This window comes from Bradyrhizobium diazoefficiens USDA 110 (assembly GCF_000011365.1).
Classification (GTDB): Bacteria; Pseudomonadota; Alphaproteobacteria; order Rhizobiales; family Xanthobacteraceae; genus Bradyrhizobium; species Bradyrhizobium diazoefficiens.
The window spans coordinates 724677-751171 of the sequence record NC_004463.1 but is presented as its reverse complement, the minus strand read 5'-3'; the positions used below and the strand labels follow the sequence as shown (position 1 = coordinate 751171).

General features: G+C 65.5%; 24 protein-coding genes. 9 read left to right on the top strand and 15 right to left on the bottom strand.

From position 1 onward, the window contains the following. The first annotated feature begins 10 nt into the window (after positions 1–10). Positions 11–994: a YiiX/YebB-like N1pC/P60 family cysteine hydrolase gene (locus BJA_RS03545; protein WP_011083528.1), complete on the top strand. Its 984-nt coding sequence runs from the start codon at positions 11–13 to the stop codon at positions 992–994. Between the two features lie 179 nt (positions 995–1173). Here BJA_RS03545 and BJA_RS03540 read toward each other — a convergent pair whose 3' ends face one another. Next, positions 1174–1449 carry a metal-sensitive transcriptional regulator gene (locus tag BJA_RS03540; RefSeq protein WP_011083527.1) on the bottom strand — a complete coding sequence of 92 codons (276 nt, stop codon included), beginning with the start codon at positions 1447–1449 and terminating at the stop codon, positions 1174–1176. Between the two features lie 74 nt (positions 1450–1523). On the opposite strand from BJA_RS03540, the gene BJA_RS03535 reads away from it, so the two are divergent. Beyond that, positions 1524–3989 (top strand): heavy metal translocating P-type ATPase, encoded by a 2466-nt coding sequence (locus BJA_RS03535; protein ID WP_063921601.1) that lies wholly within the window; start codon positions 1524–1526, stop codon positions 3987–3989. A gap of 208 nt (positions 3990–4197) precedes the next feature. Then, positions 4198–4644, top strand: coding sequence for a nickel-responsive transcriptional regulator NikR (gene nikR / locus BJA_RS03530; protein ID WP_011083525.1), 447 nt, complete (start codon positions 4198–4200; stop codon positions 4642–4644). A gap of 179 nt (positions 4645–4823) precedes the next feature. On the opposite strand, the gene BJA_RS03525 is transcribed toward nikR, so the two are convergent. Beyond that, positions 4824–5771, bottom strand: a complete 948-nt coding sequence (locus BJA_RS03525; RefSeq protein WP_011083524.1) for a hydroxymethylglutaryl-CoA lyase — start codon at positions 5769–5771, stop codon at positions 4824–4826. Continuing rightward, positions 5768–6943: a CoA transferase gene (locus BJA_RS03520; RefSeq protein ID WP_011083523.1), complete on the bottom strand. Its 1176-nt coding sequence runs from the start codon at positions 6941–6943 to the stop codon at positions 5768–5770. Before BJA_RS03520 ends, BJA_RS03525 begins: the two co-directional genes overlap by 4 nt. Positions 6944–7049: 106 nt before the next feature. Here BJA_RS03520 and BJA_RS03515 point away from each other — a divergent pair, with 106 nt between their 5' ends. Both BJA_RS03515 and BJA_RS03510 read left to right on the top strand, forming a co-directional pair. Next, positions 7050–7982, top strand: coding sequence for a LysR family transcriptional regulator (locus tag BJA_RS03515; protein WP_011083522.1), 933 nt, complete (start codon positions 7050–7052; stop codon positions 7980–7982). A gap of 325 nt (positions 7983–8307) precedes the next feature. After that, entirely contained in the window at positions 8308–9723 is a 1416-nt protein-coding gene (locus tag BJA_RS03510) for an MFS transporter (protein WP_038965138.1), read from the top strand. A gap of 144 nt (positions 9724–9867) precedes the next feature. Here the strand turns inward: BJA_RS03510 and BJA_RS03505 are convergent, their stop codons facing one another. Beyond that, on the bottom strand, positions 9868–11073 hold the full coding sequence (locus BJA_RS03505; RefSeq protein WP_011083520.1) for a S53 family peptidase: 1206 nt from the start codon (positions 11071–11073) through the stop codon (positions 9868–9870). Positions 11074–11450: 377 nt separating this feature from the next. Here BJA_RS03505 and BJA_RS03500 point away from each other — a divergent pair, with 377 nt between their 5' ends. Next, positions 11451–12623 carry a hypothetical protein gene (locus tag BJA_RS03500; protein ID WP_038965136.1) on the top strand — a complete coding sequence of 391 codons (1173 nt, stop codon included), beginning with the start codon at positions 11451–11453 and terminating at the stop codon, positions 12621–12623. An 87-nt stretch (positions 12624–12710) separates the two neighbouring features. Beyond that, positions 12711–13451, top strand: a complete 741-nt coding sequence (locus BJA_RS03495; RefSeq protein ID WP_011083518.1) for a sulfate transporter family protein — start codon at positions 12711–12713, stop codon at positions 13449–13451. A gap of 8 nt (positions 13452–13459) precedes the next feature. On the opposite strand, the gene BJA_RS03490 is transcribed toward BJA_RS03495, so the two are convergent. From BJA_RS03490 to nth, 3 genes are all read right to left on the bottom strand, one after another. Next, positions 13460–15088: an MFS transporter gene (locus BJA_RS03490; protein ID WP_011083517.1), complete on the bottom strand. Its 1629-nt coding sequence runs from the start codon at positions 15086–15088 to the stop codon at positions 13460–13462. Then, positions 15075–16211: an HlyD family secretion protein gene (locus BJA_RS03485; protein ID WP_038965135.1), complete on the bottom strand. Its 1137-nt coding sequence runs from the start codon at positions 16209–16211 to the stop codon at positions 15075–15077. The genes BJA_RS03490 and BJA_RS03485 overlap by 14 nt, the downstream gene beginning before the upstream one ends. Positions 16212–16353: 142 nt before the next feature. Next, a complete protein-coding gene (nth, locus tag BJA_RS03480) occupies positions 16354–17106 on the bottom strand; it encodes an endonuclease III (protein WP_038965134.1) in 753 nt (250 codons plus the stop codon). 22 nt (positions 17107–17128) lie between these two features. Between nth and BJA_RS03475 the strand changes: the two genes are divergently transcribed. Both BJA_RS03475 and BJA_RS03470 read left to right on the top strand, forming a co-directional pair. After that, complete coding sequence (locus BJA_RS03475) at positions 17129–17662, top strand: DUF2244 domain-containing protein (RefSeq protein WP_011083514.1); 534 nt, start codon at positions 17129–17131, stop codon at positions 17660–17662. A gap of 55 nt (positions 17663–17717) precedes the next feature. Further along, positions 17718–18614, top strand: coding sequence for a methylated-DNA--[protein]-cysteine S-methyltransferase (locus BJA_RS03470; RefSeq protein WP_011083513.1), 897 nt, complete (start codon positions 17718–17720; stop codon positions 18612–18614). Positions 18615–18730: 116 nt separating this feature from the next. Here BJA_RS03470 and BJA_RS03465 read toward each other — a convergent pair whose 3' ends face one another. From BJA_RS03465 to dnaK, 8 genes are all read right to left on the bottom strand, one after another. Then, a complete protein-coding gene (locus BJA_RS03465) occupies positions 18731–19354 on the bottom strand; it encodes a 2,3-bisphosphoglycerate-dependent phosphoglycerate mutase (RefSeq protein ID WP_011083512.1) in 624 nt (207 codons plus the stop codon). A 27-nt stretch (positions 19355–19381) separates the two neighbouring features. Beyond that, positions 19382–20197: a 4-hydroxy-tetrahydrodipicolinate reductase gene (gene dapB / locus BJA_RS03460; protein ID WP_038965144.1), complete on the bottom strand. Its 816-nt coding sequence runs from the start codon at positions 20195–20197 to the stop codon at positions 19382–19384. Between the two features lie 153 nt (positions 20198–20350). Continuing rightward, positions 20351–20662, bottom strand: coding sequence for a DUF1330 domain-containing protein (locus BJA_RS03455; RefSeq protein ID WP_011083510.1), 312 nt, complete (start codon positions 20660–20662; stop codon positions 20351–20353). A 119-nt stretch (positions 20663–20781) separates the two neighbouring features. Beyond that, positions 20782–21495 carry an orotidine-5'-phosphate decarboxylase gene (gene pyrF, locus BJA_RS03450; protein WP_011083509.1) on the bottom strand — a complete coding sequence of 238 codons (714 nt, stop codon included), beginning with the start codon at positions 21493–21495 and terminating at the stop codon, positions 20782–20784. Between the two features lie 6 nt (positions 21496–21501). Next, positions 21502–22080 carry an NADPH-dependent FMN reductase gene (locus BJA_RS03445; RefSeq protein WP_011083508.1) on the bottom strand — a complete coding sequence of 193 codons (579 nt, stop codon included), beginning with the start codon at positions 22078–22080 and terminating at the stop codon, positions 21502–21504. A gap of 57 nt (positions 22081–22137) precedes the next feature. Further along, the gene (locus tag BJA_RS03440) at positions 22138–22737 is read right to left on the bottom strand and encodes a class I SAM-dependent methyltransferase (RefSeq protein ID WP_007598495.1); all 600 of its coding nucleotides are present in this window, start codon (positions 22735–22737) and stop codon (positions 22138–22140) included. 87 nt (positions 22738–22824) lie between these two features. After that, positions 22825–23958 (bottom strand): molecular chaperone DnaJ, encoded by a 1134-nt coding sequence (gene dnaJ / locus BJA_RS03435; RefSeq protein WP_011083507.1) that lies wholly within the window; start codon positions 23956–23958, stop codon positions 22825–22827. Positions 23959–24203: 245 nt separating this feature from the next. Continuing rightward, the gene (gene dnaK / locus BJA_RS03430) at positions 24204–26105 is read right to left on the bottom strand and encodes a molecular chaperone DnaK (RefSeq protein ID WP_011083506.1); all 1902 of its coding nucleotides are present in this window, start codon (positions 26103–26105) and stop codon (positions 24204–24206) included. Positions 26106–26495: the final 390 nt, after the last annotated feature.

Sequence of the window (26495 nt, the reverse complement as noted above, 5' to 3'; positions counted from 1 at the left end):
GGAGCTCGACATGGGGACGGTCCTAGATTCAGTCGGCAAGCTGATTGCCGCGTACCTCTCGAAGGAGGTGCCGGGCTATGAGCCGTTCACGCCGAGCGACCCCGAGCACCTGCGCGGCGTCATCGAGCCCGGCGACGTGCTGCTGGTCGAGGGCAACAACCGCATCTCCGGCATCATCAAATACCTGACGCAGTCGACCTGGTCGCATGCCGCGCTCTATGTCGGCCCGATCGAGGGTGCGGAAGAGCCTAGCGGCGAGCCGCATGTGCTGATCGAGGCCAATATCGGCGAAGGCGTCACCTCGGCGCCGCTGTCGAAATACTTCCCCTATCACACCCGGGTCTGCCGCCCGGTCGGGCTGTCCCATGAGGACCGCACCACGGTCTGCCGCTATGCGATCAACCGCATCGGCTTCGGCTACGACACCAAGAACATCGTCGACCTGATGCGCTTCCTGTTTCCGCTGCCGATACCGCAGCGCTGGCGGCGCCGCATGATCGCGATCGGCTCGGGCGATCCGACCAAGATCATCTGCTCGGCGCTGATCGCGCAGGCGTTCGACGCCGTGCGCTATCCGATCCTGCCCAAGATCACCAAGGCCGGCAGCCGCGCCGCCCGCCGCGAGATCCTGCACATCCGCGATTCCTCGCTCTACATGCCCCGCGACTTCGACATCTCGCCCTATTTCGAAGTCGTCAAACCCACCATCGTGCACGGGTTCGACTACACCACCCTGCACTGGGCCGACAAGCAGAAGCCGCTCGAGGAGGTAGCGGGCACATTCAGTGTGTTTCCAGAAACGATCAGTGCGCCGCCGCTCGTTCCTGAAGCGGCTGACGAAGAGGCGCCGGATGAGATTCCGGCTGAGCAAGTAAGCGCGCAGCCCGCGGAGATGGTCGAATGTGCCGCCGCCGCGGCGCATGTCTCGCTGCTGAAGAAGCTGGCGATGTACCGCCCGCGGCGCCGCAGACGGGCGCGCGAGATCGCGGCTTAACTCCGCCGTCGTCCCGGCGAAGCCCGGGACCCATTACCCCAGGGAGAAGTTTGGCGACGACTCGTCGTTCGGTACCGCTGCCGACCGCGATCGATAGATTCCGCGGTGTGGGTCCTGGCTTTCGCCAGGACGACGTTGGGGAGATACCGTGCCCCTCACAATGACGGGCGAATACGAAACTACCTTTCCGCCCGTCCGATCACCGCCATCAGCTCCGCGATCTTGGCGCGCTGGTCGGCCTTGTCGCCGCTCGTGATGGCGTGCTCGACGCAATGGGCGACGTGGTCCTTCAGGACCTCCTCCTCGACCCGGCGCAGCGCGGCGCGCACCGCCGAGATCTGCGTCACGATGTCGATGCAGTAGCGGTCTTCCTCTACCATTTTCGACAGGCCGCGAACCTGGCCCTCGATCCGGCCGAGACGTTTTCCGACAGATGTCTTGATGTCCTTGCGCATGCCGTCTATATACCCCTACCGGGTATGGGTTGCAAGACCTACATCGAGACCTGGCACAAAGCCGGAGCATGGAAATGAGCGACGCCGAGCACAAGCATCATCACGACGCGGACGGTCACACCGGATGCGGCTGTTCGAGCAAGGCGGCGACGCCGCCGAACGAAAAGCCTGCGGCAGCTTCATGCTGCGGCGGACACGGCGATCATGCCGGCCACGCCCATCATCATGCCCATGACCAAGGCAACGCCGCGACGAAAGTCCTCGACCCCGTCTGCGGCATGACGGTCGACCCCGCGACCTCGAAGCACCGGTTCGACCATCACGGCGAGACCTTCCATTTCTGCTCGGCCGGATGCCGCACCAAATTCGCCGCCGATCCCGCAAAATACCTCGCCAAGGAGAAGGCGAGCGAGCCGGAGATGCCGGCGGGCACGATCTACACCTGCCCGATGCACCCGCAGATCCGCCAGGTCGGACCCGGCAGCTGCCCGATCTGCGGCATGGCGCTGGAGCCGGAGGTCGCGAGCCTGGAGGCCGGCCCCAATCCCGAACTCGCCGACATGACGCGGCGGTTCTGGATCGGCGGCGTGCTGGCGCTGCCGGCCGTGGTGCTGGAGATGGGCGGCCATCTCGCCGGCCCGCACAACTGGATCGACCAGACGCTCTCGAACTGGATCCAGCTCGTCTTCGCCACGCCCGTGGTGCTGTGGGCCGGCTGGCCGTTCTTCGTCCGCGGCTGGCAGTCGCTGGTCACCCGCAACCTCAACATGTTCACGCTGATCGCGATGGGCACCGGCGTCGCTTACATTTACAGCGTCCTCGGCACGGTCGTGCCGCAGATCTTCCCGGACACCTTCCGCAGCCATGGCGGCGCGGTGGCCATCTATTTCGAGGCGGCTGCCGTCATCACCGTGCTGGTGCTGCTCGGCCAGGTGCTGGAGCTGCGCGCCCGCGATGCGACGTCGGGCGCGATCAAGGCGCTGTTGCAGCTCGCCCCGAAGACCGCGCGCCGCGTCGAGGCTGACGGCAGCGAGCACGAGGTCGAGATCGATACGCTCCATGCCGGCGAGCATTTGCGCGTTCGCCCCGGCGAGAAGGTGCCGGTCGACGGCGTCATCCTGGAGGGGCGTTCCTCGCTCGACGAGTCGCTTGTGACCGGCGAATCCATGCCGGTCACCAAGGAAACCGGTGCAAAAGTCATCGCCGGCACGCTCAACCAGTCCGGCAGCTTCATCATGCGCGCCGACAAGGTCGGGCGGGAGACGCTGCTGTCGCAGATCGTGCAGATGGTCGCCGATGCGCAGCGCTCGCGCGCGCCGATCCAGCGCCTGGCCGATCAGGTCGCCGGCTGGTTCGTGCCGGCCGTCATCGTCGTCGCCCTCGCCGCCTTCGCGGCCTGGGCCTGGTTCGGGCCGGAGCCGCGGCTGGCCTTCGGGCTGGTCGCCGCCGTCAGCGTGCTGATCATCGCCTGCCCCTGTGCGCTGGGGCTCGCGACCCCGATGTCGATCATGGTCGGCGTCGGCCGCGGCGCGCAGGCCGGCGTCCTGATCAAGAACGCGGAATCGCTGGAGCGGATGGAGAAGATCGACACGCTGGTGGTCGACAAGACCGGCACGCTGACCGAGGGCAAGCCCAAGGTCGTCGCGATCGTGCCGGCTTCCGGCTTTGCCGACGACGACATTCTCCGCTGGGCGGCCAGCGTCGAGCGCGCCAGCGAACATCCGCTGGCCGACGCTATCGTGCGCGCGGCCAAGGAGAAGCAGCTCACACTCGGCCAGGTCGAGGCGTTCGATTCGCCGACAGGCAAGGGCGCGACGGGCAAGGTCGACGGCAAGACCATCGTGCTCGGCAACGCACGATACCTGTCGTCGATCGGGATCGACACCAAGGCCCTCGACACCGAGGCCGAACGGCTGCGCGGCGATGGCGCGACGGTGATCAACATGGCCGTCGACGGCCGGCTCGCCGGCCTGTTTGCGATCGCCGATCCGGTCAAGGCCTCGACGCCGGAGGCGCTGAAGGCCCTCGCCGCCGAGGGCATCAAGGTGATCATGCTGACCGGTGACAACCGCACCACGGCGCAAGCGGTGGCGCGCCGGCTCGGCATCGCCGAGGTCGAAGCCGAGGTGCTGCCGGACCAGAAGAGCGCGGTGGTGACAAAGCTGCAAAAGGCCGGCCGCAGCGTCGCGATGGCCGGCGACGGCGTCAACGACGCCCCGGCACTAGCGGCCGCCGAAGTCGGCATCGCCATGGGCACCGGCACCGATGTGGCAATGGAGAGCGCCGGCGTGACCCTGCTCAAAGGCGATCTCACCGGCATCGTGCGAGCGCGAAAACTGTCTCAGGCGACGATGAGCAACATCCGCCAGAACCTGTTCTTCGCCTTCATCTACAACGCCGCCGGCATTCCGATCGCGGCCGGCATCCTCTATCCGAACTTCGGCGTCCTGCTGTCGCCGATCATCGCCGCGGCGGCGATGGCGCTGTCCTCGGTGAGCGTCGTCGGCAATGCGCTGCGGCTTCGTGCGACCCGGCTGTGAGGGCGTACTCCCTCTCCCCGTTCTTACGGGGCCGCGACGAGCTTCGCTCGCGCTGAGAGGGTTGGGGTGAGGGGCTGCTACCACGCAGCCGGCAAGAGACGGACTCGCGGAGAGTCCCCCTCACCCGGAATTCAAGCTAGGCTTGAATTCCGACCTCTCCCCGCAAGCGGGGCGAGGTAAGAGGAGCGATACGCGCGGAGAGGACCTGATGCAGCGAATTACGATCACGATCGAGGACGATCTGCTGGCGGAGATCGACGCCGCGGCGGCGGCGCGCGGCTACCAGAACCGCTCCGAGATCATCCGCGACCTCGCGCGGGCCGGCCTGCAACAGACCTCAGAGGACACGGCGCAGACCGGCCCCTGCGTCGCCGGTCTCGTCTATGTCTACGACCACGCCGCCCGCGATCTCTCGAAACGCCTGGTGCAGGAATTCCACGGCCACCACGACCTCGCGCTGGCGACGCTGCACGTCCATCTCGACGACAACAATTGCATGGAGATGACGGCACTGCGCGGCGCGGCCGACGAGGTCAGGCATTTCGCCGACCACATCATCGCCGAACGCGGCGTGCGCTATGGGCGCGTGGTGATGATTCCGACGGGCGAAGGCAAGCCGGCGAAGGCGCGGAAGCACGGGCACAGGCATGAGTAAGTCCGTCGCATAGACGGTGCGTCTCCCTCTCCCCTTGTGGGAGAGGGTGGCTCGCCGCGAAGCGGCGAGACGGGTGAGGGGTATGTCTCAGCGACTACTCCTCTTCGAGCTCGCGGAGACAAACCCCTCATCCGGCGCTTCGCGCCACCTTCTCCCACAAGGGGAGAAGGAAAAAAAGCTCACGCCGCTTTCGCCACCGTCCCGCACGGCAGGCCCGCCCGCGCGACGCCGCCATACAGCGTTTCGTTCGGCATCTCGTCGCGCAAGATCCTGCGCACACCGACCAGCTTCTCCAGGTCGATCCCCGTCGCAAATCCCTTGCTCTCGCACAGGAACACGAGATCCTCGAACACGACATTGCCGGTCGCGCCGGGCGCGAAGGGGCAGCCGCCGAGGCCGCCGAGCGATCCGTCGAGAATGCGCACGCCCTCGTCCAGTGCAGCCGCGGCGTTGGCGATGCCCATGCCGCGGGTGTCGTGGAGGTGGATGCAGATCGGCTTTTGTCCTGCGAGCTTGACCGCGGCGCGCGACAGCTCGGCGACCTGCTTCGGGCCCGCGTAGCCGACGGTGTCGGCGATCGCGACGAAATCGACGCCGGCCTCAAGGCATTTGTCGACCAGCCGCAAGACCTCGGCCGGATCAACCGCGCCGGTGATCGAGCAGCCCAGCGCCATCGAGATCGCGGCATTCACGAGCGGCTTGTGGGAGCTGGCGTCGCGCATCTCGCAGAGCCGCCTGACATTGGCGATCGCGGAGTCGCGCGAGCGATGGGCGTTGGCCTGGCTGTGCTCTTCCGTGGCCGAGACCACCGACGCGATTTCGCCAACACCGGATTCGAGGGCTTCGTTGACGCCGCGCTCGTTGAGTGCAAGCGCGATTCCATGAGCGCCCGGCAGGTTCGCGACCGCCCCGATGACATCGCGCACGTCGACGAATTGCGGGAAGGTCTTGGCCGGCAGGAACGATCCGACCTCGAAGTGCCGCACGCCGGCGGCATATTCCTCGCGTACCCAGCGCTGCTTGGCCTCGGTTGACGGAAATTTCTTCACGAGCTGGAGCCCGTCGCGCAGGCCCACCTCGCGCAGGCTGACGCGATCTGAGGGGTAAATCGTCTCGATCCGGCTCATGCAGGCCTCCCAGCGGCTTTTGACGCGATGTCATCCTTGTCGATCTCGGCACGAACCGCCGATGTGTCGGCGCCGAGCGGTGCGACCTTCAGGCCTTCACCGAGATGGCTGCCGTTCCACTCGACCGGCAGAGCCGGCACATGGAACGGCTTACCGTCGGCCGTGAAATTGCTGACGAGCCCGCCCGGGCGCAGCACATGGGGATCGGTGAGGAGATCCTCGGGCCGGTTGATCGGCGAAAAGCAGATGTTGAGCGCGTCGAGCTTCTGCGACAGCTCTGCCACGTTCCGCTGCCGGATGATCTCGGCGACGCGCGGAAGGATTCGCGGCCGCGCCAGGATACGGTCGGTCGTGGTGCGCAAGGCGGGATCTTCGAGAAACTCGGTCAGGCCGAACTCCCGGCAGAAGCTTTGCCAGTGCCCCTCGGTCACGACGCCGATGAAAATGCGCTCGCCGTCCGCGGCATCGAAAATGTCGTAGATTGGCCAGGCGTGCTCGCGCTCGGGCATCGAACGCGGCTTGTTGCCGGTCATCTCGTATTCGACCATGTGCTGGGCGACCAGGAACAGGCAGTTCTCGAACAGGCCGATGCGAATGTCGGCGCCGTCGCGCTTGCCTCCGCGCTTCTGATAGAGCGCGGCGAGAATCGCGATCACGCCGAACATGCCGCCCATGATGTCGTTGGCGGAGGAGCCGACGCGCTGCGGCTTCTCCTTGGTGCCGGTCATGGCCGCGAGCCCCGACATCATCTGCACGACCTCGTCGAGCGCGGGGCGATGCTCGTAGGGGCCGGACAGAAAGCCCTTGTGGCCGGCGATGATCAGATGCGGATGCCGGCGGCGCAATTCCTCGGCACCTAACCCCTGCTTCTCCAGCTGGCCATCGCGAAAGTTTTCCAGGAACACATCGGCCGTCGCGAGCAGACGGTGCATGCTGTCGCGATCCCCAGGCTTCTCGAAATCCAGCACGACGCTGCGCTTGCCGCGATTGAACAGCGGGAAGAACGCCGTTCCCATGCCGCCAAGGCTCCGCGTCTTGTCGCCGGACGGCGGCTCGACCTTGATCACCTCGGCACCGAGCTGCGCGAGGATCATGCCGCAGGTCGGACCCATGACCATGTGGGTCATCTCGACGATCCGCACGCCTTCGAGCGGCAATCCGGCCTCAGTCATGCGTCACTCCCTGTTCGTCCAACCGGGAGACTAGGCCTTCACAAGCCTTCTGAAAAATATAATCTGTCGAAGATTGCCTTCGCAGTTCTAGAACGCTTGATCGCCCATGGATTCACGCCAGCTCCGCTATTTCATCGCCGTCTACGAGCAGCGGAACCTGTCGCGCGCGGCCGACCAGGTGAACGTCGCGCAGTCCGCGCTCAGCCATCATATCTCGAACCTGGAGGCCGAGTTCGCAACGCCGCTGTTCGAGCGCAAGTCGCGCGGCATGGAACCGACGGCGGCCGGCGAAAGGCTCTATGAGCACGCACGCATCATCCTGCGCGCGATGGCGGAGGCCGAGACCGAGGTGCGCGAGGGCGCCCGCGTCATCGCCGGCGAGATCTCGATCGGCATGGCCAATTCCGGCGTCAAGGCGATCGGTGTCGAACTGATGCGCACGGTGCTGACCAAATATCCGAAGCTCAAATTGTCGCTCACCGAGAGCCTGTCGGGCGCGACGCTGATGCACCTGATGGTCTCCAATGTCGATCTGGCGCTGGTCTACAATCCGCCGTCGGAGAAGGAGCTGATTACGGAGCCCGTGCTCGAAGAGGAGATGTTCCTGGTCGGCATTCCAAAACTGGTCGGCAAGGGCAAGGCCCCGATCCGGTTCGAGGAGCTGAGCCGGATGCCGCTGATCCTGCTTCGCTACGGTCTTGGCCTGTCCTCGCGCGCGCTGCTGGACGATCCCGTCCTGCTCAAGCGGCTGGAGGGCGGCGCCATCCTGCACGCCAACTCGATCACCGGCATGACCGGCGCGCTGGTGGAAGGGCTCGGCTGCACCATCGCGACAAAGCTGTTCGCGCGGGAGGAGCTCGCGGCCGGCCGGCTGATCGCACGCAAGGTGATCGAGCCGAAGCTGACCCGCACGCTCTACCTCTGCCGGCTTCGCAACCGCCCGATGACCTACGCCATGGAAGAGATGCGTCGCCTGATGCTCGCATTCATCGCCGAGCAGGTGCGCAGCGGTGGCTGGCAGGCGGAGCTGGTGGGGTGAGCAACGGTGCGCTCCCTCTCCCGCTTGCGGGAGAGGGTTGGGGTGAGGGTATCTCCGCATCGGAATTGTCCCGTTGCGGAGAGAACCCTCACCCGGCGCTGCGCGCCGACCTCTCCCGCAAGCGGGAGAGGTGACCGAGTTCGCCGAGCGGCTGTCCTGCCTCTCATTAGCCGAGTTCGAAAATCTCGAACGCTCCCATCGATATGTTCTTCTGGATTTCCGCCCTTGACCGGCCAACATGGCGCGATCCGGCAGAGGTCACGACACGCAACACAGATGAGCCGCCGGGAACCGCGTGCGATCCGCGCACCTCGGGGAGGACACCATGAGCGTTGTCGGCATCGACACAGGCTTCGAGCTCGGCGCTGCGCCGTCCGTGCCGGACGAGATCTCGCGGCGGCTCGAGGCGATGCCGGGGTCGCCCTATGTCTGGCGCCTCGTCATCCTGCTCTCGCTCGGCGGCTGCTTCGAGATCTACGATCTGTTCCTCACCGGCTATATCGCGCCGGGCCTGAGCCGCAGCGGACTTTTGAGCACGACGACGCAGGCGTTCTTCGGCTTCGCCGGCATCGGCGCCTTCGTCGCCGCGACCTTTGCCGGCCTGTTCGTCGGCACCTTCTTCCTCGGCTTCCTCGCCGACCGCTTCGGCCGGCGCGCGATCTTCACCTATGCGCTGCTCGGCTACACCGCGGCCTCCGTGATCATGGCCTGCCAGACCTCTCCGGAAGGTCTGCTGTTCTGGCGTTTCCTCGCCGGCATCGGCATCGGCGTCGAGGTCATCACCATCGACGCCTACATCACTGAGCTCGTGCCAAGCCGGATGCGCGGGCGCGCCTTTGCGGTGAACCAGTCGATCATGTTCGTCGCCGTCCCCGTCGTCGCATTCCTCGCCTGGTGGCTGGTGCCGCTCGCGCCTTACGGTGTCGAGGGCTGGCGCTGGGTGGTGCTGATCGGCGCCGCCGCCAGCATGATCATCTGGGTGCTCAGGCTGTTCCTGCCCGAAAGCCCGCTCTGGCTGGCGCGGCACGGCCGCAACGAGGAGGCGCTTCGCATCCTAACGACGCTGGAGGCCGCCAGCGGCGGCGCCGGGTCGCGGCCCGCGACGTCGCCTGCGCGCCAGGCGGTGCGATCGACCACGAATGTCAGCTTCGCCGACCTGTTCCGCCCGCCCTATCTCTCGCTCGTGGTCCTGTTCATGGTGTTCAACCTCTGCCAGGCCTTCGGCTTCTACGGCTTCGCCAATTGGGTGCCGACGCTGCTGGTCGAGAAGGGCATCAACGTCACCAAGAGCCTGCAATATTCCTTCATCGTCGCCTTCGCCTATCCGATCGCGCCGCTGCTCGCTTCGAGCTTCGCCGACAAATTCGAGCGGCGCTGGATCATCGCCGGCGCCTGCGTCGCCATCATCGTCTTCGGCATGGCGTTCGCGCAACTGACCGAGCCGGCGCTGCTGATCGTCTGCGGCGTGCTGCTGACGGCCTGCAACACCACGATGTCCTACGCCTATCACGCCTATCAGACCGAGGTGTTTCCGACCCAGATCCGGGCACGTGCATCCGGCCTCGTCTATTCGATGAGCCGGCTAAGCGCGACGTTCTCGGGCTTCATCGTCGCCTACATGCTGAAGGAGGGCGGCGTCACCGGCGTGTTCGGCCTGATCACCGCGGCCATGCTGATCGTGGTGATCGCGATGGCGCTGTTCGGTCCGAACGTGCGCGGCAAACCGCTGGACGCGGTGTAGCCCGTGTCTCGCTCCGCGTTCGTCATTGCTTCGCTGCGCTCGCAATGACGGGGAGAGAGCGGACGAACAGCTTTCACCATTTCCGCGGAATAGCCCCTCACCCCAGCCCTCTCCCCGTCAGGACGGGGAGAGGGAGAGGATCAATCAGGCCGCGAGCAAATTCTGCAACGCGGCGCCATTGGGGACGCCGAGGCCGGAGCAGGCGTCCCAGCCGGGGCCGGCCTTGTACATGCCGTGCAAATCGCCGGTGATGTCGTTGTTGCCGACCGTGATGTCGCGGAACACGCCTTGCGCGTGCGAGGCGTAGATCAGCGGGTTGATGAAGCCGACCGTCTTGCCGAATTTCTTGGTCGTGGCCTCGTTGATGCGGGCGATCAATCCGGCCATCAGCGGTGCCACCGCGCTGGTGCCGCCGATCGTGGTGCCGACGCCGTTGAGGAAGATCTGGTAGCCGGTCGCCGGATCGGCGTCGCCGGCGACGTCAGGAACACCGCGCCCGACCGAGTGCGACGGCGACTTCGGGACGTGGGCATGGGCCTGGTAGGCCGGCCGCGGAAACACCACGCTGACGCCGCCGCCGCCCGCGCCACCCTGCGTCCCGCCGTTCCAGACCACCTCCTGGATGTGACCGTTCGGCGCCTTCAGGTTGGTGCCACCGCAGGCCAGCGCAAAGGGGCTCGAGGCCGGGAAGTCGGCGTGCGGCTTGCCGTCCCAATCCTCGCCCATATCGGCCGAGCCATTGTCGCCGGAGGCGACGCAGACGGTGACGCCCATCGCGGCGGCATCGCGGATCGCCTCGTTGAGGCCGTCGACGAATTGCTGCGAGCCGTCCTCGTCTTCCGGTCCGCCCCAGCTGATCGAGATCACCGAGGGTTTTCGCGCGGCGTCGTGGACGGCGGCTTTCACCGCGTCGATGAAGCCGTTGGTGGTGTTGGGCGCGAAATAGACCACGATCCTGGCGCCCGGCGCGATGGCGCCGGCCACCTCGATGTCGAGCACGACCTCGCCGTCGGCCTCGGAATGACCCGGCTTGTTGGCGCCGCCGTCGACGCTCGCGGGCGCGATCTGCGGCATCGGGATGCCCGCCTTCTTGAAGAAGGTGCGCAGGTCGGAGGTCTTGTAGCCGGCGCCCGTGGGATGGCCCTTCTGATCGATGTCGTTGAGCTCGATGATGGCGATGCACTGGCCGGCGCCGGTCTCGCCGCCCGGGAAGTTGTAGAGCTCTGCGATCTGTTCGACCGAGAAGCTGCCGCCCTGTGCGGCACGCGCCGTCGCACCCGTCTTCGCCATCTTGCGCCGGAAGTGCGGCTGCGCCACCGGGCGGTTGTCGAGGCCATGCACACCGACCACGATACCTTCGAGCTCGGCCGGGATCGGCCGCGCCGACGAGCTTGGCCCCCTTCGGCAATTTCCTCGCGCTGTTCACCAGCGCAACTCGCTTAGTCGAGCTTGCCATGACTTCCTCCGTTTGTGATTGGAAGGCAGATTGTCGCACCTCAACTATAGGTGTAATCTCAGTCGCCACTTGGTTCAGACATTGCGCAAATTTTTTTCAGAATAACTGTTGTTTGACAGGAGAAATTGTCTGCGACCCGAACCGGCCTCGATTCGGTCAATAGCTCCGACCCATTCGACGCCAATGAATTCGATCTAGGATTGCACCCGTCGGCCCGACTGGCCGACCGATGGAAGACATTTGTCAAAATCAAATTGACGGAGACGATGCGATGTTAGCCGACCGCAAATGGGTTGAGAGAAATCTTGGTTTCGATCCGATCACGACACCGCCCCCGCCCGAGACCTTCGTGGTGAAACGCGTGAAGGATGCCGCGGCGAAGAAGACCGCAAAGGTCACCGCGGAAGACTTTCGGCGCGAGATCATCGATTTCGATTCCGAATCGGCCGAGGGCCGCGCGTTCATGGCCTTCTCGACCTCGACCGGGCTGTCGCGCTTCACCGACATTCCCTGGCCAAAGGGACTCGCGCCGCAGACCGGGCCGAAGCCGAAAGGCAATGGCAAGGGACCGCTGCCGCGCGCCGACGTGCTGGTCGTGACCTGGACCGTCGACGAGGGCCACGCGCTCAGCCGCGTGCTGACGCCGGGCAAGGATTCACGCAACGATTACGTGCCCTATACGCATAACTACGCCGCCATCTCCAAGAAGATGCGCAACGGCTGCCCGGCCAAGGAACTGAAGCGTCTCGGTACCTACTGGACCACAACGATCGGCAAGAAGAAATGCGTGATCTTCAAATCCGACTCGCACATGTCGCAGGACGGTCCGCGATTGCCGAACATCGACGTCTGGCGCCAGATCATCACCGAGGTGCAGCCGACGCTGGTCATCACCACGGGCACCGCCGGCGGTATCGGCAAGGCATTCGAGGTCGGCGACGTCGTCGTCAGCCCGATCGTGCGCTTCGACTGCCTGTCGAAATTCAAGAAGCAGCCCTTCGCGCAGGAACACTTTTCGAGCAGGCCCGCCGTGTCGAAAAAATTCGCGCAGGCCAAGACGCTGTTCAAGGCCAATGCCGGGCAATTGCCGAAGGACAATACCAGGGCGCCGAAGATCTTCGTCGTGAAGCCGAGCGGGCTGTCCTCCTCCGTGGTCACCACCGACTTCTTCGGCTTCGACACCTCGGACAATCATTTCCATCTCCAGGGACTCGGCGACGTCTCCGAGATGGGCGACGCCATCCTTGGCCTCGTGGCCCAGGAGATGGGCGAGAAGGCGCCGCGCTGGCTCGCGATCCGCAACGTCTCCGACCCGCAGATCAAGGCCGAGGGCACGCTGAAGCAGCAGGAGCAGGTCGCCGCCCAGATCTACAAGGGGTTCGGCCGCTGGAGCACGGTCTGTAGCGCCATCACCTGCTGGGCCAGTATCGCCGCGGAGCGGTAAGCCGCAGGGGCTGGCGGGTCAGCGTCCCTTGCCGAAGCGGCCCGGGGTGTCTACCTCTCGCGGGTGGTTTTCGTGAGAGGAACTCCCATGCTGGATGCCGCCGTGAAGGCGCTGTCGCAAATGATCTCGCCGCCGATGCGATCGATCCTGTGGCGATCGATCGGGCTTGCGCTCGTGCTGATCACCGTGCTGGCGATCGGATTGCAGCGGCTGCTCAGCTGGTTTGCGACCTATGGCGAGGTGTGGCTCGAGGGCCTGCTCGGTCCCGGCTGGCACACCTCGCTCGAGGTCCTGGCCTGGATCGTCTCGATCGCGGCGGGACTTGGCGTCGTGTTCGGGGCCGTGTTTCTGATGCCGGCGATCACCTCGCTGGTGGCGAGCCTGTTCGTCGACGATGTCGCCGACCATGTCGAGCGCGAACACTATCCCGCCGAACGGCCGGGCGTGGCGCTGCCCTTCAGCCAGGCGATCTACGAGGGCGTCAAGACCGCCTTGCTGACCATCCTGGTCTATCTGATCGCGCTGCCCTTCGTGCTGCTGGCCGGCGCCGGTTTCCTGATCTTCTTCCTCGCCACCGCCTGGCTGCTGGGACGCGAATATTTCGAGCTCGCTGCGATGCGCTTCCGCTCGCCGAAGGAAGCCAAGGCGATGCGGCGCGACAATGCCGCGACCGTCTTCGCCGCTGGCCTGATCATCGCGGCCTTCGTCTCGATTCCGATCGTCAACCTGGCGACGCCGATCTTCGGCATGGCCTTCATGGTCCACATGCACAAGCGGCTCTCCGGCCCGCGGCCGGAGCTGATCGAGCCGGCGCGGCAGATGCGGTGACGCTGGACTTAAGTCACCTGCGCCCCGCATTTGCGCAGCAGCATCTTGGCGAAGCCGAACGGCGCCGGCGTGAACGGGCCCGGCGGGGCGCGGGTGATCAGCGCGACGACGCCGAGCGCAGCCATCGCCAGCCAGAAGCAGAGCCAGAAGCCGTCGATATAGGCGAGCACATTGGCCTCGCGCTGGACGAAACTTGCGAGCGTCCCCACCGCGCGCGCCTGGGCCAGGCCGGCGCCATGGGCGGCGAAATGGTCGGCGAGCTGTTTCAGCGTCCGCACCACATCGACGTCGCCGACGCCGAGGTTCTGACCGAGATAGAAGGAATGGACCTGCTCGCGGACGCGCAGCCAGGTCCCCATCAGCGCCACGCCGATCTCGGCGCCGCCGAGCCGCATGATCTGGATATAGGCGGCGAACGACGTGGCGCGGCTCGGATCGGAGTTCGACAGCGCCATGATGATGATCGGCAACAGCGTCGTCGACTGTCCGACCGATTGCAGCAGCACGATGCCGATGAAATCTTCGCGCGCCCAGTCATGGGTGAGCTGGGTGCCCCAGAGGTTGGCGGCGGCAAAGCAGGCAAAGCCCAGCACCGTCACCACGCGCGCATCGAAATGACGCAGCAGCCAGATCGAAATCGGCACCAGCACGAACATCGGCAGCGCGCCGTAGGTCAACAGCAGCAGACCGCTCTGCTCCGGCCGGAGCAGGCCAACATTACCGAGGAAGTTCGGCACCAGCGATGAATTGGAAAGGGAAGTCAGCGTGTAGAGCAGGATCACCACCAGCGACAGCCCGATATTGCGCGAGAACAGCACGTTCACATGCGCCCAGGGTTGGCGCACCAGCGACTCGTTGACGAGGAAGCCTGCGAACAGCACCGCGCCGGCGGCGAGCAGCGCCATCACCGTGCCGGAGCCCAGCCAGTCCAGCCGGTTGCCCTGGTCGAGCCCGGCATAGATCATCGAGACCGAGGCGCCGAGCAGCAGCATGCCGCCCCAATCGGCGTCGCGCAGCAGCGCGCGGTTCACCGGCTCGCTCGGTGTGCCCAGATAGACCATCAGGCCCATCAGCGGCGCGATCACGACACCCTGCCAGTACAACCATTGCCAGCCGAGATGGTCGACGTAGAAGCCGACCAGCGAGCTCGACGTGTCCAACGCAAAGCCGACGCGGATCGAGTAGATCGAGATCGCCGGCAGCCACCAGCGGATCGGCAGGTTGCGGAACACGATCATCAGCGTCGCCGGTACGAAGGTACCGAGCAGCAGACCATGCACGACACTGAGCGCAATCAGCGTCGGATAATCGTGCACGAAGGGAATGATCAGCGAGACCGCGGCGTAGACCAGGCTGGGGATCCCGAGCACGCGCCTGAGCCCGAACGCCGTCGCGAGCCACGCCACCGCGGGCGCGATGAAGATCTGCGAGCCGATGCCGGCGGTGGAGAGCCAGGCGCCTTCGTCGAAGCTGAGCGAAAACGCGCCGCGCAGGTCGGGCAGTCCGACCGTGGTGAGACGGCTGTCGAAATTGGCGAGGAACGAGCCGAGCAGCACCGCCGCCACGGCGAACATGGGCTGTGGCGCGACGCCGCCGCGCGAGAGCGGTCCGCGATCGGAATCGTCATTTCCCGCCATTCGCGCCCGCGGTGTTGATGCTGGTGACGACCGACATGCCGGGCACGAGCCGTGCCGTTAGCTGCTGGTTGTCGTCGAGTTGAATCCGCACGGGAATGCGCTGCACCACTTTCGTGAAATTGCCGGTGGCGTTATCAGGCGGCAGCAGCGCGACCTGCGCGCCGGTCGCCGGCGCGATCCGCTCGACCCGGCCGCGCAGCTTCTCGCGCGGAAAACTGTCGACGGTGATCTCGACCGGCTGGCCCGGTGCGACGTGCGTGAGCTGGGTCTCCTTGTAGTTCGCGATCACATAGACCTTCGGCAGCGGCACCACGTTGATGAGGTTGGTGCCGATATTGACGTAGTCGCCGGGCTGCACCTGGCGCTCGCCGACGACGCCGTCGAACGGCGCCGATATCGTCGTGTAGCCGAGCTTCAGCCTCGCACTCGCCAGCGACGCCTTGGTGGCGTCGAGATCGGCGGCGCGCTGTTTCCTGGTGCCTTGCAGGACTTCGAGCTGATGCTGCTGGGCGGCGATCACGGCGCGGCTGGCGCGCACGTCGGCCTGCGCCTTGGCGTAGGCGGCGACCGCCTGCTCGAACCGCTGCCGCGTGCCGGACTCGGTCTGCGACAGTGATTGCTGACGCTCCTGCTCCTGCCGCGCCTCGACCTCAATGGCTTCGGCCGACAGCCGCGCGGCTTGCGCCTGCGCGATCGTCGCATATTGCAGCTCGACCTGGTTGGCCAGATTGTCGAGCGTGGCTTGCGCGGCGGCGACCGCGGCTTCGGACTGCGCGACCTGCGCCTCATAGTCCGCCGGATCGATCTGAATCAGGAGGTCGCCGGCCTTGACGCGCTGGAAGTCGGTCACCCCTACGGTCAGCACCTCGCCGGAGACACGGCTCGCCAGCCGCGTCAGCTCGGAGCGCACATAGGCGTCATTGGTGGTCTGGATCACCGCGTTGCCGACCCATTCGTCGAAGCGCAGCGTCGCCAGCGCGACGAAAGCGAGCGCGACGATCACGGCAAACAGCGGGATCGCGAACCGGCTCCACAGCGAGCTCGCTGGCCGCTGTGTAGGCTTGGGCGGCGGGGCGGGTGTGGCGGCAGGTGGTGGCGACGAGGCTTGTTCCTGCTGACTCACGGTATGCCCCCAAAGCCACTTTGCCCGAATGCGAATCTCACCACTGTCATTCCGGGATGGTCCGAAGGACCAGACCCGGAATCTCGAGATTCCGGGTTCGATGCTGCGCATCGCCCCGGAATGACAGACGATAGCTAATGCCTCACACCGTCTTCTCCGGCCATCGGCAGAGATCGTTGATCAGGCATACCTCGCAGCGCGGCTTGCGCGCGAGGCAAGTATAGCGGCCGTGCAGGATCAGCCAATGATGGGCATGCAGCATGAATTCGGCCGGGATCACCTTTTCGAGACCGAGCTCGACTTCCAGCGGCGTCTTGCCGGGCGCGAGCCCGGTGCGGTTGCCGACGCGGAAGACATGCGTATCCACCGCCATGGTGTGTTCGCCAAAGGCCATGTTGAGCACGACGTTGGCGGTCTTGCGCCCGGCGCCCGGCAACGACTCGATCTCGGCGCGCGTGCGCGGCACCTCGCCGCCGAACTCGCTGAGCACCTTGGCCGACAGCGCAATGACATTCTTCGCCTTGGTGCGATAGAGGCCGATGGTCTTGATGTATTCGCGCAAGGACTCCTCGCCGAGGTCGAGCATCTTCTGCGGCGTATCGGCGACCTCGAACAATGCGCGCGTCGCCTTGTTGACGCCGGCGTCGGTGGCCTGCGCCGACAGCACCACGGCGACCAGCAGCGTGAACGGATTGACGTGCTCGAGCTCGCCCTTCGGCTCCGGGTTGGCCTTGCGGAAACGGCTGAAGACCTCGCGGATCTCGGCGGGCGTCCAAGGTTTCATCGCTTTGAGCGATTTCTTCGCGGGGGCCTTCGGCTTCGCCACAGCCGCCTTTGCTTTTTTCTTAGGCACAGCTGCTTTGCGCGGGACCGGCTTGCGGGTGATTTTCGCCATGATCGGGATATACTGAGGGACGATGAGCACAGGCAACGAAATTGAGCGCAGGGACTCTGAAGATCAGAGCGAAGCTCAAATCTTCTCGGCGCTGCTGACGCCGCACCGCTCGCTGAACCGCACCGGCTTCCTCGCCGTGATGCTGTTCCTGAGCGCCGTCAGCTTCGTCACCGGCCTCGTCTTCCTGATGATGGGCGCGTGGCCGGTGCTCGGCTTCTTCGGCCTCGACGTGCTGGTGATCTGGTGGGCCTTCAAGGTCAATTTCCGCGCCGCGCGGGCCAGCGAGGAGATCGTGGTCACGCCCTCGGAACTGCGGGTGCGGCGCGTCAGCCATCGCGGCCAGGTCGCCGAATGGACGTTCAATCCGCTCTGGGTCCGGCTCGACCTGGAGATCGACGAGGATTTTGGCCTCGAACACCTCTACCTGATCTCGCGCGGCCGCCGGCTCCAGCTCGCCGGGTTTTTGGGACCTGAAGAAAAAACAAGCTTTTACAATGGCTTGGTTGAGGCGCTGAACGCCGCCAAGCGCGGACCGACCTTCAACCCCATTCGCTGAGTTCACGTCGGAAATCGGGTGGTTTCGCACCCTCCCCTCTCCTACATTTCCGGTCATGATGACACTCGCCATACATGACCAGCGCCTGACCAAGCCGGGCCACCAGAACGCCGCGCTGCGCGACTATGACTCGGTGCGCCGGGCGATCGCCTTCATCTCGGAGAACTGGCGCGCGCAGCCGACCATCGAGGCGATGGCGGATGCGGCCGGCGTCACGCCCGATGAGCTGCACCATCTGTTCCGCCGCTGGGCCTCGATCACGCCGAAGGCTTTCATGCAGGCGCTGACGCTCGACCACGCCAAGGGCCTGCTGCGGGATTCCGCGAGCGTGCTCGACGCCGCGCTCGACTCCGGCCTGTCGGGGCCGGGCCGGCTGCACGATCTCTTCGTCACCCACGAGGCGATGTCGCCGGGTGAATGGAAGAATGGCGGCGCGGGCCTCACCCTGCGCTACGGCTTCCATGCCTCGCCCTTCGGCACGGCCATCGTGATCGCGACCGATCGCGGATTGTCGGGGCTCGCCTTCGCCGATCCCGGCGAAGAGAAGGCGGCGCTCGCCGACATGACGCGGCGCTGGCGGAACGCAACTTACGTCGAGGATCACGAAGGCACAGCGCCGCTCGCCCAGCGCATCTTCGACACGAAGCTGTGGCGGCCGGACCAGCCATTGCGCGTGGTGATGATCGGCACCGATTTCGAGGTGCGGGTCTGGGAAACGCTCTTGAAGATCCCGATGGGCCGCGCGGTGTCCTATTCCGACATCGCCTGCAACATCAACAGCCCGAAGGCTTCACGCGCCGTCGGCGCTGCGGTCGGCAAGAACCCGGTGTCGTTCGTCGTGCCCTGCCACCGCGCACTCGGCAAGAGCGGCACGCTCACCGGCTATCACTGGGGCATCACCCGCAAGCAGGCGATGCTCGGGTGGGAAGCTGGGCAGCTGGGGATGCAGTGATTGTCTGATGTCGTTCCGGGGCGATGCAAGGCATCGAACTATGGTGCGCAACTGCGCGCCTGAGAACCTCGAGATTCCGGGTTCACCCTTCGGGCGCCCCGGAATGACGGCGTCTGTTACCCCGCCAGATCCAGCTTCGAGGCCACGGTCGAATCCGCATTCAGGCGGTAGATGATCGGCACACCCGTCGCGAGCTCGCGCTTCAGGATGCCTTCCGGCGACAGCTTTTCCAGCACCATGATCAGGGCGCGCAGCGAGTTGCCGTGGGCGGCGACCAGCGTGCGCTTGCCGTTGAGCACGCTGGGCAAAATCTCCTGCACGTAATAGGGCAGCGCACGCGCCAGCGTATCCTTCAGGCTTTCGCCGCCGGGCGGCGGCACGTCGTAGGAGCGGCGCCAGATCAGGACCTGGTCCTCGCCCCATTTCTTGCGGGCGTCGTCCTTGTTGAGGCCGGAGAGGTCGCCATAGTCGCGCTCGTTCAGCGCGAGGTTCTTCTCCGTGGGCAGACCCTTCTGGCCGAGCTCGCCGAGGATGAGGTCGAGCGTGTGCTGCGCACGCGTCAGCACCGACGTGTAGGCGACGTCGAACACGAGCCCCTGCGCCTTCAGCTTGCGGCCGGCTTCCCTGGCCTCGGCGACGCCCTGCTCGGTGAGATCAGGATCCTTCCACCCCGTGAACAGGTTCTTCAGATTCCATTCGCTCTGGCCGTGGCGGACGAGCACGAGAAGACGTTCGCTCATTGACTGCTTTCCGTTGCTTTCTTTCGTTCAGATATCGGCGAGGCCGAGCACGTCGGCCATGGAGTAGTGCCCCGGCTTCTTGCCATGCGCCCACAGTGCCGCCTTCAGCGCGCCATGCGCGAACAGCATGCGGTCCTCGGCCTGATGCGACAGCGTCAGGCGCTCGAACGGGCCGAGGAAGCTGACGCTGTGGTCGCCGGCCGCGGTGCCGCCGCGCAAGGAGGCGAAGCCGATGTTGCCGGGCTTACGTGCCCCGGTGATGCCGTCACGGCCACGGTCCGCATGCTCGTCGAGCGAGATGCCGCGGCCGGCCGCCGCGGCCTGGCCCAGCATCAGCGCGGTGCCGGAGGGCGCATCGATCTTCATGCGGTGATGGGTTTCGACGATCTCGATGTCGAAGCTCTGGTCGAGCGCCTTGGCGACGCGCTTGACCACCGCGGCAAGCAGATTGACGCCCAGGCTCATATTGCCGGACTGCACCACGACCGCGCGATTGGTGACGCTCTTGATCACGGCGTTGTCGGAACCCGAAAGCCCGGTCGTCCCGATGACATGCACAATGCCGCGCTCGGCGGCGATCGCGACGTTGGCGATGGTCGCGGCCGGCACGGTGAAATCGAGGATGCCGTCGGCCTCCTTCGACATCGCCCAGAGATCGGCCGAGAGCTTGATGCCATTGGCCGGCAGGCCCGCGAGCACGCCGGCATCCTTGCCGAGCATCTCGGAGCCCGGCGCCTCCAGCGCGCCCGCCAGCACCGCGCCTTTGCTCTCGGCAATCGCGCGCGTCAGCGCCCGGCCCATCCGGCCGCCGGCTCCAGCAACAATCAAGCGCATGTCGGACATGGTGTGATCCTCTTCGGGGCCGTTGTAGCGGGGGGACGCAGTTCCGGCAACCGAGGGGGACACCACCGTCATTCCGGGGCGATGCGCAGCATCGAACCCGGAATCTCGAGATTCCGGGTTCGCCCTTTGGGCGCCCCGGAACGACGGCCCCTGTCAGCCGTCCGACGGCTGTGCGCCGTCATAGCCCTCGATGATGATGAGGTCGGCGACCGAGTGCGGCTGGCGCACCTTGATGTTGGCCTGGTATTCCGGTGAGTTGTAGCAGGCGATCGCGGTCTCGTAGTCCGGGAATTCGATCACGACGTTGCGGGTGCGGCTGGCACCTTCGACGGTGGTGAACTTGCCGCCGCGGACGACGAAGCGGCCGCCCCATTTCTTGAAGATCGCGCCGTTGGCGACGGCATAAGGCTTGTAGCCCTCGTCACTGTTCACATCGACGCGCCCGATCCAGTAGCCTTTTGCCATTGTTCTTCTCCCTTGTTGTTGTCTCTATTTGAGCATGATCTCCGCGCAAACGCGTTCCGCGTTTGTCGCGATGGAAAACCGCTGCACACTTTGCGCTAACGCGGCCCTTCGGGTCCGGATCATGCTCCCAGCGCCTGCCCGATCTCGGCCTGGATGGCGTCTGCGATCGCCTTGGGCTCGGCGGCTTCCACCACCGGGCGCCCGACGACGAGATAATCGGCGCCCGCGGTGATCGCGCGGCCCGGCGTCATGATGCGTTTCTGATCGCCACTTGCCGAGCCCGCCGGCCGGATGCCGGGCGTGACGAGGCTCATCTGGTGGCCGACGATCTTGCGCAAGGCGCCCACCTCCTCGGGCGACGACACCAGCCCGTCGATGCCAAGCACCTGCGCCTGCTGCGCGCGCGCTTCGACGAGCTCGGCGACGCCGAGCCGGAAACCCGCCGCGTGCAGATCGTCCTCGTTGTAGGAGGTCAGGACGGTGACGGCGAGGATCTTCAGGTTCGAGCCGCCGCGGCCTTCGACGGCGCCCTTCATGGTCTGCGGATAAGCGTGCACGGTGAGGAAGGTCGCGCCCAGCCTGGTGATGCTCTCGACGCCTTGCGCCACGGTGTTGCCGATGTCGTGCAGCTTGAGATCGAGAAAGACCTTCTTGCCCTTGTCCGCGAGCCTCGCAACGAGCGGCAAGCCGCCGGCATAGGCGAGGCGATAGCCGATCTTGTAGAACGTGACGCTGTCGCCGAGCCTTGCGATCATCGCCTCCGCGGCATCAACGCTCGGCAGATCGAGCGCAACGATCAGGCGGTCCTTCGGGGCGATCTCGGCTGGCGTCATGTCACCTCACATCATGCGTTGGGAAATGTCGATCAACTGCGCTACCAGCTCCTTCAACGCGGCGATATCGCCCTCGTTCTTCAGCCTGTCCATATCGTCATAGGCCTCTCCGGCAAAGGCGAGCGTGAGCTGGCTGGCAATCACATTGGCGTGGCAGGAGGTCAGGATCAGCCGCAACGCCTGGAGCGCGCGGGCGGCGCCGAGCCGGCTCTGCGAGGCGCCGGCGAGCGCGAAGGCGCGGTTGCGGAACACCTCGCCGCGCGCCTCGTGCAGCTCATGCACGCGGCTGACCCAGTCGATCGCGTTCTTCAGCAGCGGCGGCACCGAGGCATTGTATTCGGGCGAAACGATCAGCACGCCATGATGCGCGCCGATCATGCGCTTGAGATTGATCGCGTGCTTGGGCACGCCCGACTTGGCCTGGAGGTCGCCGTCGTAGATCGGCAGCGGAAAATCGGCGAGCGAGATGCGGGTGACGTCGACGCCGGCCTGGGCGAATTCATAGGCGGCGAGCGCGGCCAGCTTCGCATTGTGCGAGCCGGTGCGTAGCGAGCCGGGAATGACCAGGATTTTGGGTGCGGACATCCGCTTCCATGCGTTCGGCGAAACGAGCCCGCCGCGCAAAGAGGAATGCCGGCGGAATTAATCCTTGCGATACACCCAGACGCGGGCCGGCGGAAGGTTCATCCAGATCCGTTCCGAAGCCTCTGTGGACACGCCGGGCAGCGATTTCGGGATCGGCGGCACCACCGCATAGGTGAACTGGACGAAGGGCGCGCCGGGCGCGAGCGCCGTGAAAGCGTCGCGAATGAGCCGCAACCGCGTCAGCATCGGTTTGGTGACCAGCGGCAGGCCGGAGACGACGGCGGATGCCGGCGCGCTCAGCACGTTCCAGAGCGTGTCGCGCAGGCGATAGGCATCGCCCTGCACGACCTTGGCCTGCGGATAGCGGTCGCGCAGCAGCGCGCAGAAGCCGGGATTGTACTCGACGAGGACGAGACGCTTCTGGTCGACGCCACGTTCGACCAGGGCCGAGGTGATGGCGCCGGTACCGGGGCCGAGCTCAACCACAGGGGCGTCCGAGTTGACGTCGACGTAATGCGCCATGGTCCGGGCCAGCAGCTTGCCCGACGGCATCACTGCGCCCATGTGGAGCGGCTTTTCGATCCACGATCTGAGAAAGCGCACCTCGTCATCGAGACGAGGCTTCTTCAACGCACGCGCGGACGATGGCAATGGCATGTCTGGACCGGACGGGACCGCAGGACGCGGCGTGTCAGAAAATGGTCATAAAGACGTATAGGCCGAAGGCGATACGGTCAAGACGAGTCAATTCGCCCGACTGCCGAAGAAATCCTTGACCTTGGTGAAGAAACCCTCGGATTCCGGCTGGGTGTTGCCGGAAGAGAGCTTTTCGAACTCGGCCAGCAATTCCTGCTGCTTCTTGGTGAGATTCTGCGGGGTCTCGACCACGACCTGAACGTACATGTCGCCGGTCTGGCGCGAGCGCAGCACCGGCATGCCTTTTGATGCAATGCGGAATCGACGGTTGGACTGGGTCCCGGCCGGCACCTTCACCTTGGCCTTGCCCTTCTCGATGGTCGGCACCTCGAATTCGCCGCCAAGGGCGGCCGTCACCATCGAGATCGGCACCCGGCAATGCAGATCGGCGCCGTCGCGCTGGAAGAACTGGTGCTGGGCCAGCGACAGGAAGATGTAGAGGTCGCCGGGCGGGCCGCCGCGGACACCGGCCTCGCCTTCGCCGGCGAGCCTGATCCGCGTACCGTCCTCGACGCCCTGGGGAATGTTGACCGACAGCGTCCGCTCGCGGGTCACACGGCCCTGACCCGAGCAGGACGGGCAGGCGTCCTCGATCATCTGGCCGCGGCCCTGGCAACCCGGACAGGTCCGCTCCAGGGTGAAGAAGCCCTGCGACTGCCGCACGCGGCCGGCGCCGCCGCAGGTCGAGCAGGTCTTCGGCTTGGTGCCGGCCTTGGCGCCGATGCCCGAGCAGGCCTCGCAGGTGACCGAGACCGGGATCTCGATCTGCGCGGTCTTGCCGCCAAAGGCTTCCTCGAGCGTGATTTCCATGTTGTAGCGCAGGTCGGCGCCGCGCTCGCGGCCGCCGCGGCCGCGCTGTCCGGCCATGCCGAACAGGTCCTCGAAAATATCGGAGAAGGAGGAGGCGAAGCCCGCGCCGAAACCGGCGCCGCCGCCAGGACCGCCCTGCTCGAAGGCCGCATGGCCGAAACGGTCATAGGCCGCGCGCTTGTCCTTGTCCTTCAGGACCTCGTAGGCCTCGTTGATTTCCTTGAACTTGACCTCGCTGGTGTCGTCCCCCGGATTGCGGTCGGGATGGAACTTCATCGCCAGCTTGCGGAACGACGACTTCAACTTGGATTCGTCGGCGTCACGTTCGACTTCGAGGGTCTCGTAGTAGCAGCGCTTGGTGGACGTGGACATGTTGAACTCGGTCTATCCAATCGCGATTCAAGTCGGGGCAAAACAATGCTGCCACGCGACGATATAGGCGTCCCTCCGCCTCGCGGCAGAGGGCAGCATGGCAGCGTTGAGAATAACGGCTGGAAATTGATCGATCGTAACGGGAGCGTAGCCCGCCGACCTCGACACGGGAGCCTCCCCCGCGAAGGGGGAGGCCGAAGGAGTGTGTGGGGTCCAAGCCGTCCGCATCATCACCCTCTTGGGGTTCAGGCGGACTTCTTGTTGTTCTTGTCGTCGTCGACTTCGGTGAACTCCGCGTCGACGACGTCGTCCTTGGCCGCGTCCTTCTTGGCGTCGGCCTCGGCCTGCTGCTTGTACATGGCCTCGCCGAGCTTCATCGAAGCCTGGGCCAGCGTCTGGGTCTTGGCCTTGATCGCCTCGGCATCGTCGCCCTTCAGCGCTTCCTTGAGGTCGCTGACGGCATCCTCGATGGCGCGGCGCTCGGTCTCGGCGACCTTCGAACCGTGCTCGGCGAGCGCCTTCTCGGTCGAATGCACCAGACCGTCCGCCTCGTTCTTGGCGGTCACCGCCTCGCGGCGCTTCTTGTCCGCTTCGGCATTGGCCTCGGCGTCCTTGACCATCTTCTCGATGTCGGCTTCCGACAGACCGCCGGAGGCCTGGATGCGGATCTGCTGCTCCTTGCCGGTGGCCTTGTCCTTCGCCGAGACGTTGACGATGCCGTTGGCGTCGATGTCGAAGGTCACCTCGATCTGCGGCATGCCGCGCGGGGCCGGCGGAATGCCCATCAGGTCGAACTGGCCGAGCATCTTGTTGTCGGCCGCCATTTCACGCTCGCCCTGGAAGACGCGGATGGTGACCGCGTTCTGGTTGTCCTCGGCGGTCGAGAACACCTGGCTCTTCTTGGTCGGGATCGTGGTGTTGCGGTCGATGATGCGGGTGAACACGCCGCCCAGCGTCTCGATGCCCAGCGACAGCGGGGTCACGTCGAGCAGCAGCACGTCCTTGACGTCGCCCTGGAGCACGCCGGCCTGGATCGCGGCACCGATCGCCACGACTTCGTCCGGGTTGACGCCCTTGTGCGGCTCCTTGCCGAACAGCTGCTTCACGACTTCCTGGACCTTCGGCATGCGCGACATGCCGCCGACCAGAACCACTTCGCCGATCTCACCGGCGGTGACGCCGGCGTCCTTCAGCGCCTTGCGGCAGGGCTCGACGGTCTTCTGGATGAGGTCGTCGACCAGCGCCTCGAACTTGGCGCGGGTGAGCTTCATCGTCAGATGCTTCGGGCCGGTCTGGTCCGCGGTGATGAAGGGCAGGTTGATCTCGGTCTGCGTCGTCGACGACAGCTCGATCTTGGCCTTTTCAGCGGCTTCCTTCAGGCGCTGCAACGCGAGCTTGTCGTTGCGCAGGTTGATGCCCTGCTCCTTCTGGAACTCGTCGGCGAGATAACCGACCAGGCGCATGTCGAAGTCTTCGCCGCCGAGGAAGGTGTCGCCGTTGGTCGACTTCACCTCGAACACGCCGTCGCCGATTTCGAGAATGGAGATATCGAACGTGCCGCCGCCGAGATCGTACACGGCGATCGTGCCGGTCTTGGTCTTGTCCAGACCATAGGCGAGCGCGGCCGCGGTCGGCTCGTTGATGATGCGCAGCACTTCAAGGCCCGCGATCTTGCCGGCGTCCTTGGTCGCCTGGCGCTGGGCGTCGTTGAAGTAGGCGGGAACGGTGATGACGGCCTGGTCGACCTTCTGGCCGAGATGGGCCTCCGCGGTCTCCTTCATCTTCTGCAGGATGAACGCCGAGACCTGCGAGGGCGAGTAGGTCTGGCCGTCGGCCTCGACCCAGGCGTCGCCGTTGGAAGCCTTCACGATCTTGTACGGAACGAGCTTCTTGTCCTTCTCGACCATCGGGTCGTCGTAGCGGCGGCCGATGAGGCGCTTCACTGCGAAGAAGGTGCGCTCGGGATTGGTGACGGCCTGGCGCTTGGCCGGCTGGCCGACGAGGCGCTCACCGTCGTCGGTGACGGCGACGATCGAAGGCGTCGTGCGCATGCCCTCGGAATTCTCGATGACTTTGGCGTTCTTGCCATCCATCACGGCGACGCACGAGTTCGTGGTGCCGAGGTCGATCCCAATGACCTTTCCCATGGTCCTGATATCCTTCTTTTTGCGGCAGGTTGGTTGGGCCCAGAAGGCACCCGAACCGAAACCCCCTAAGATCAAACATTCGCGATATTGCGATGGTTGAGGCTCATATAGGAGGGGGGGAGGGGCCCGCAAGGACCGAACGCAAGTTTCGGCCGTGAAAACATTGGGTTTTGGAAGATCATATCCGGGCCCAGCCGCCCTTGCGGGTGAGGAGTTATTAACAGGTCCGGGCTTCGGCAAGCCCCCGTTACCGCGATCCGGCCTGCCCTGTTGCGGCAGGGCCAAACCGGCTAAAAGGCGGACCGGCCGGAGCGCCGCACCCAGGCTGCTTCGCGCGACAAAGCGGCCCGGTGGCCGACCATCGAACGGCCTCAATGTGAACCAATCAGA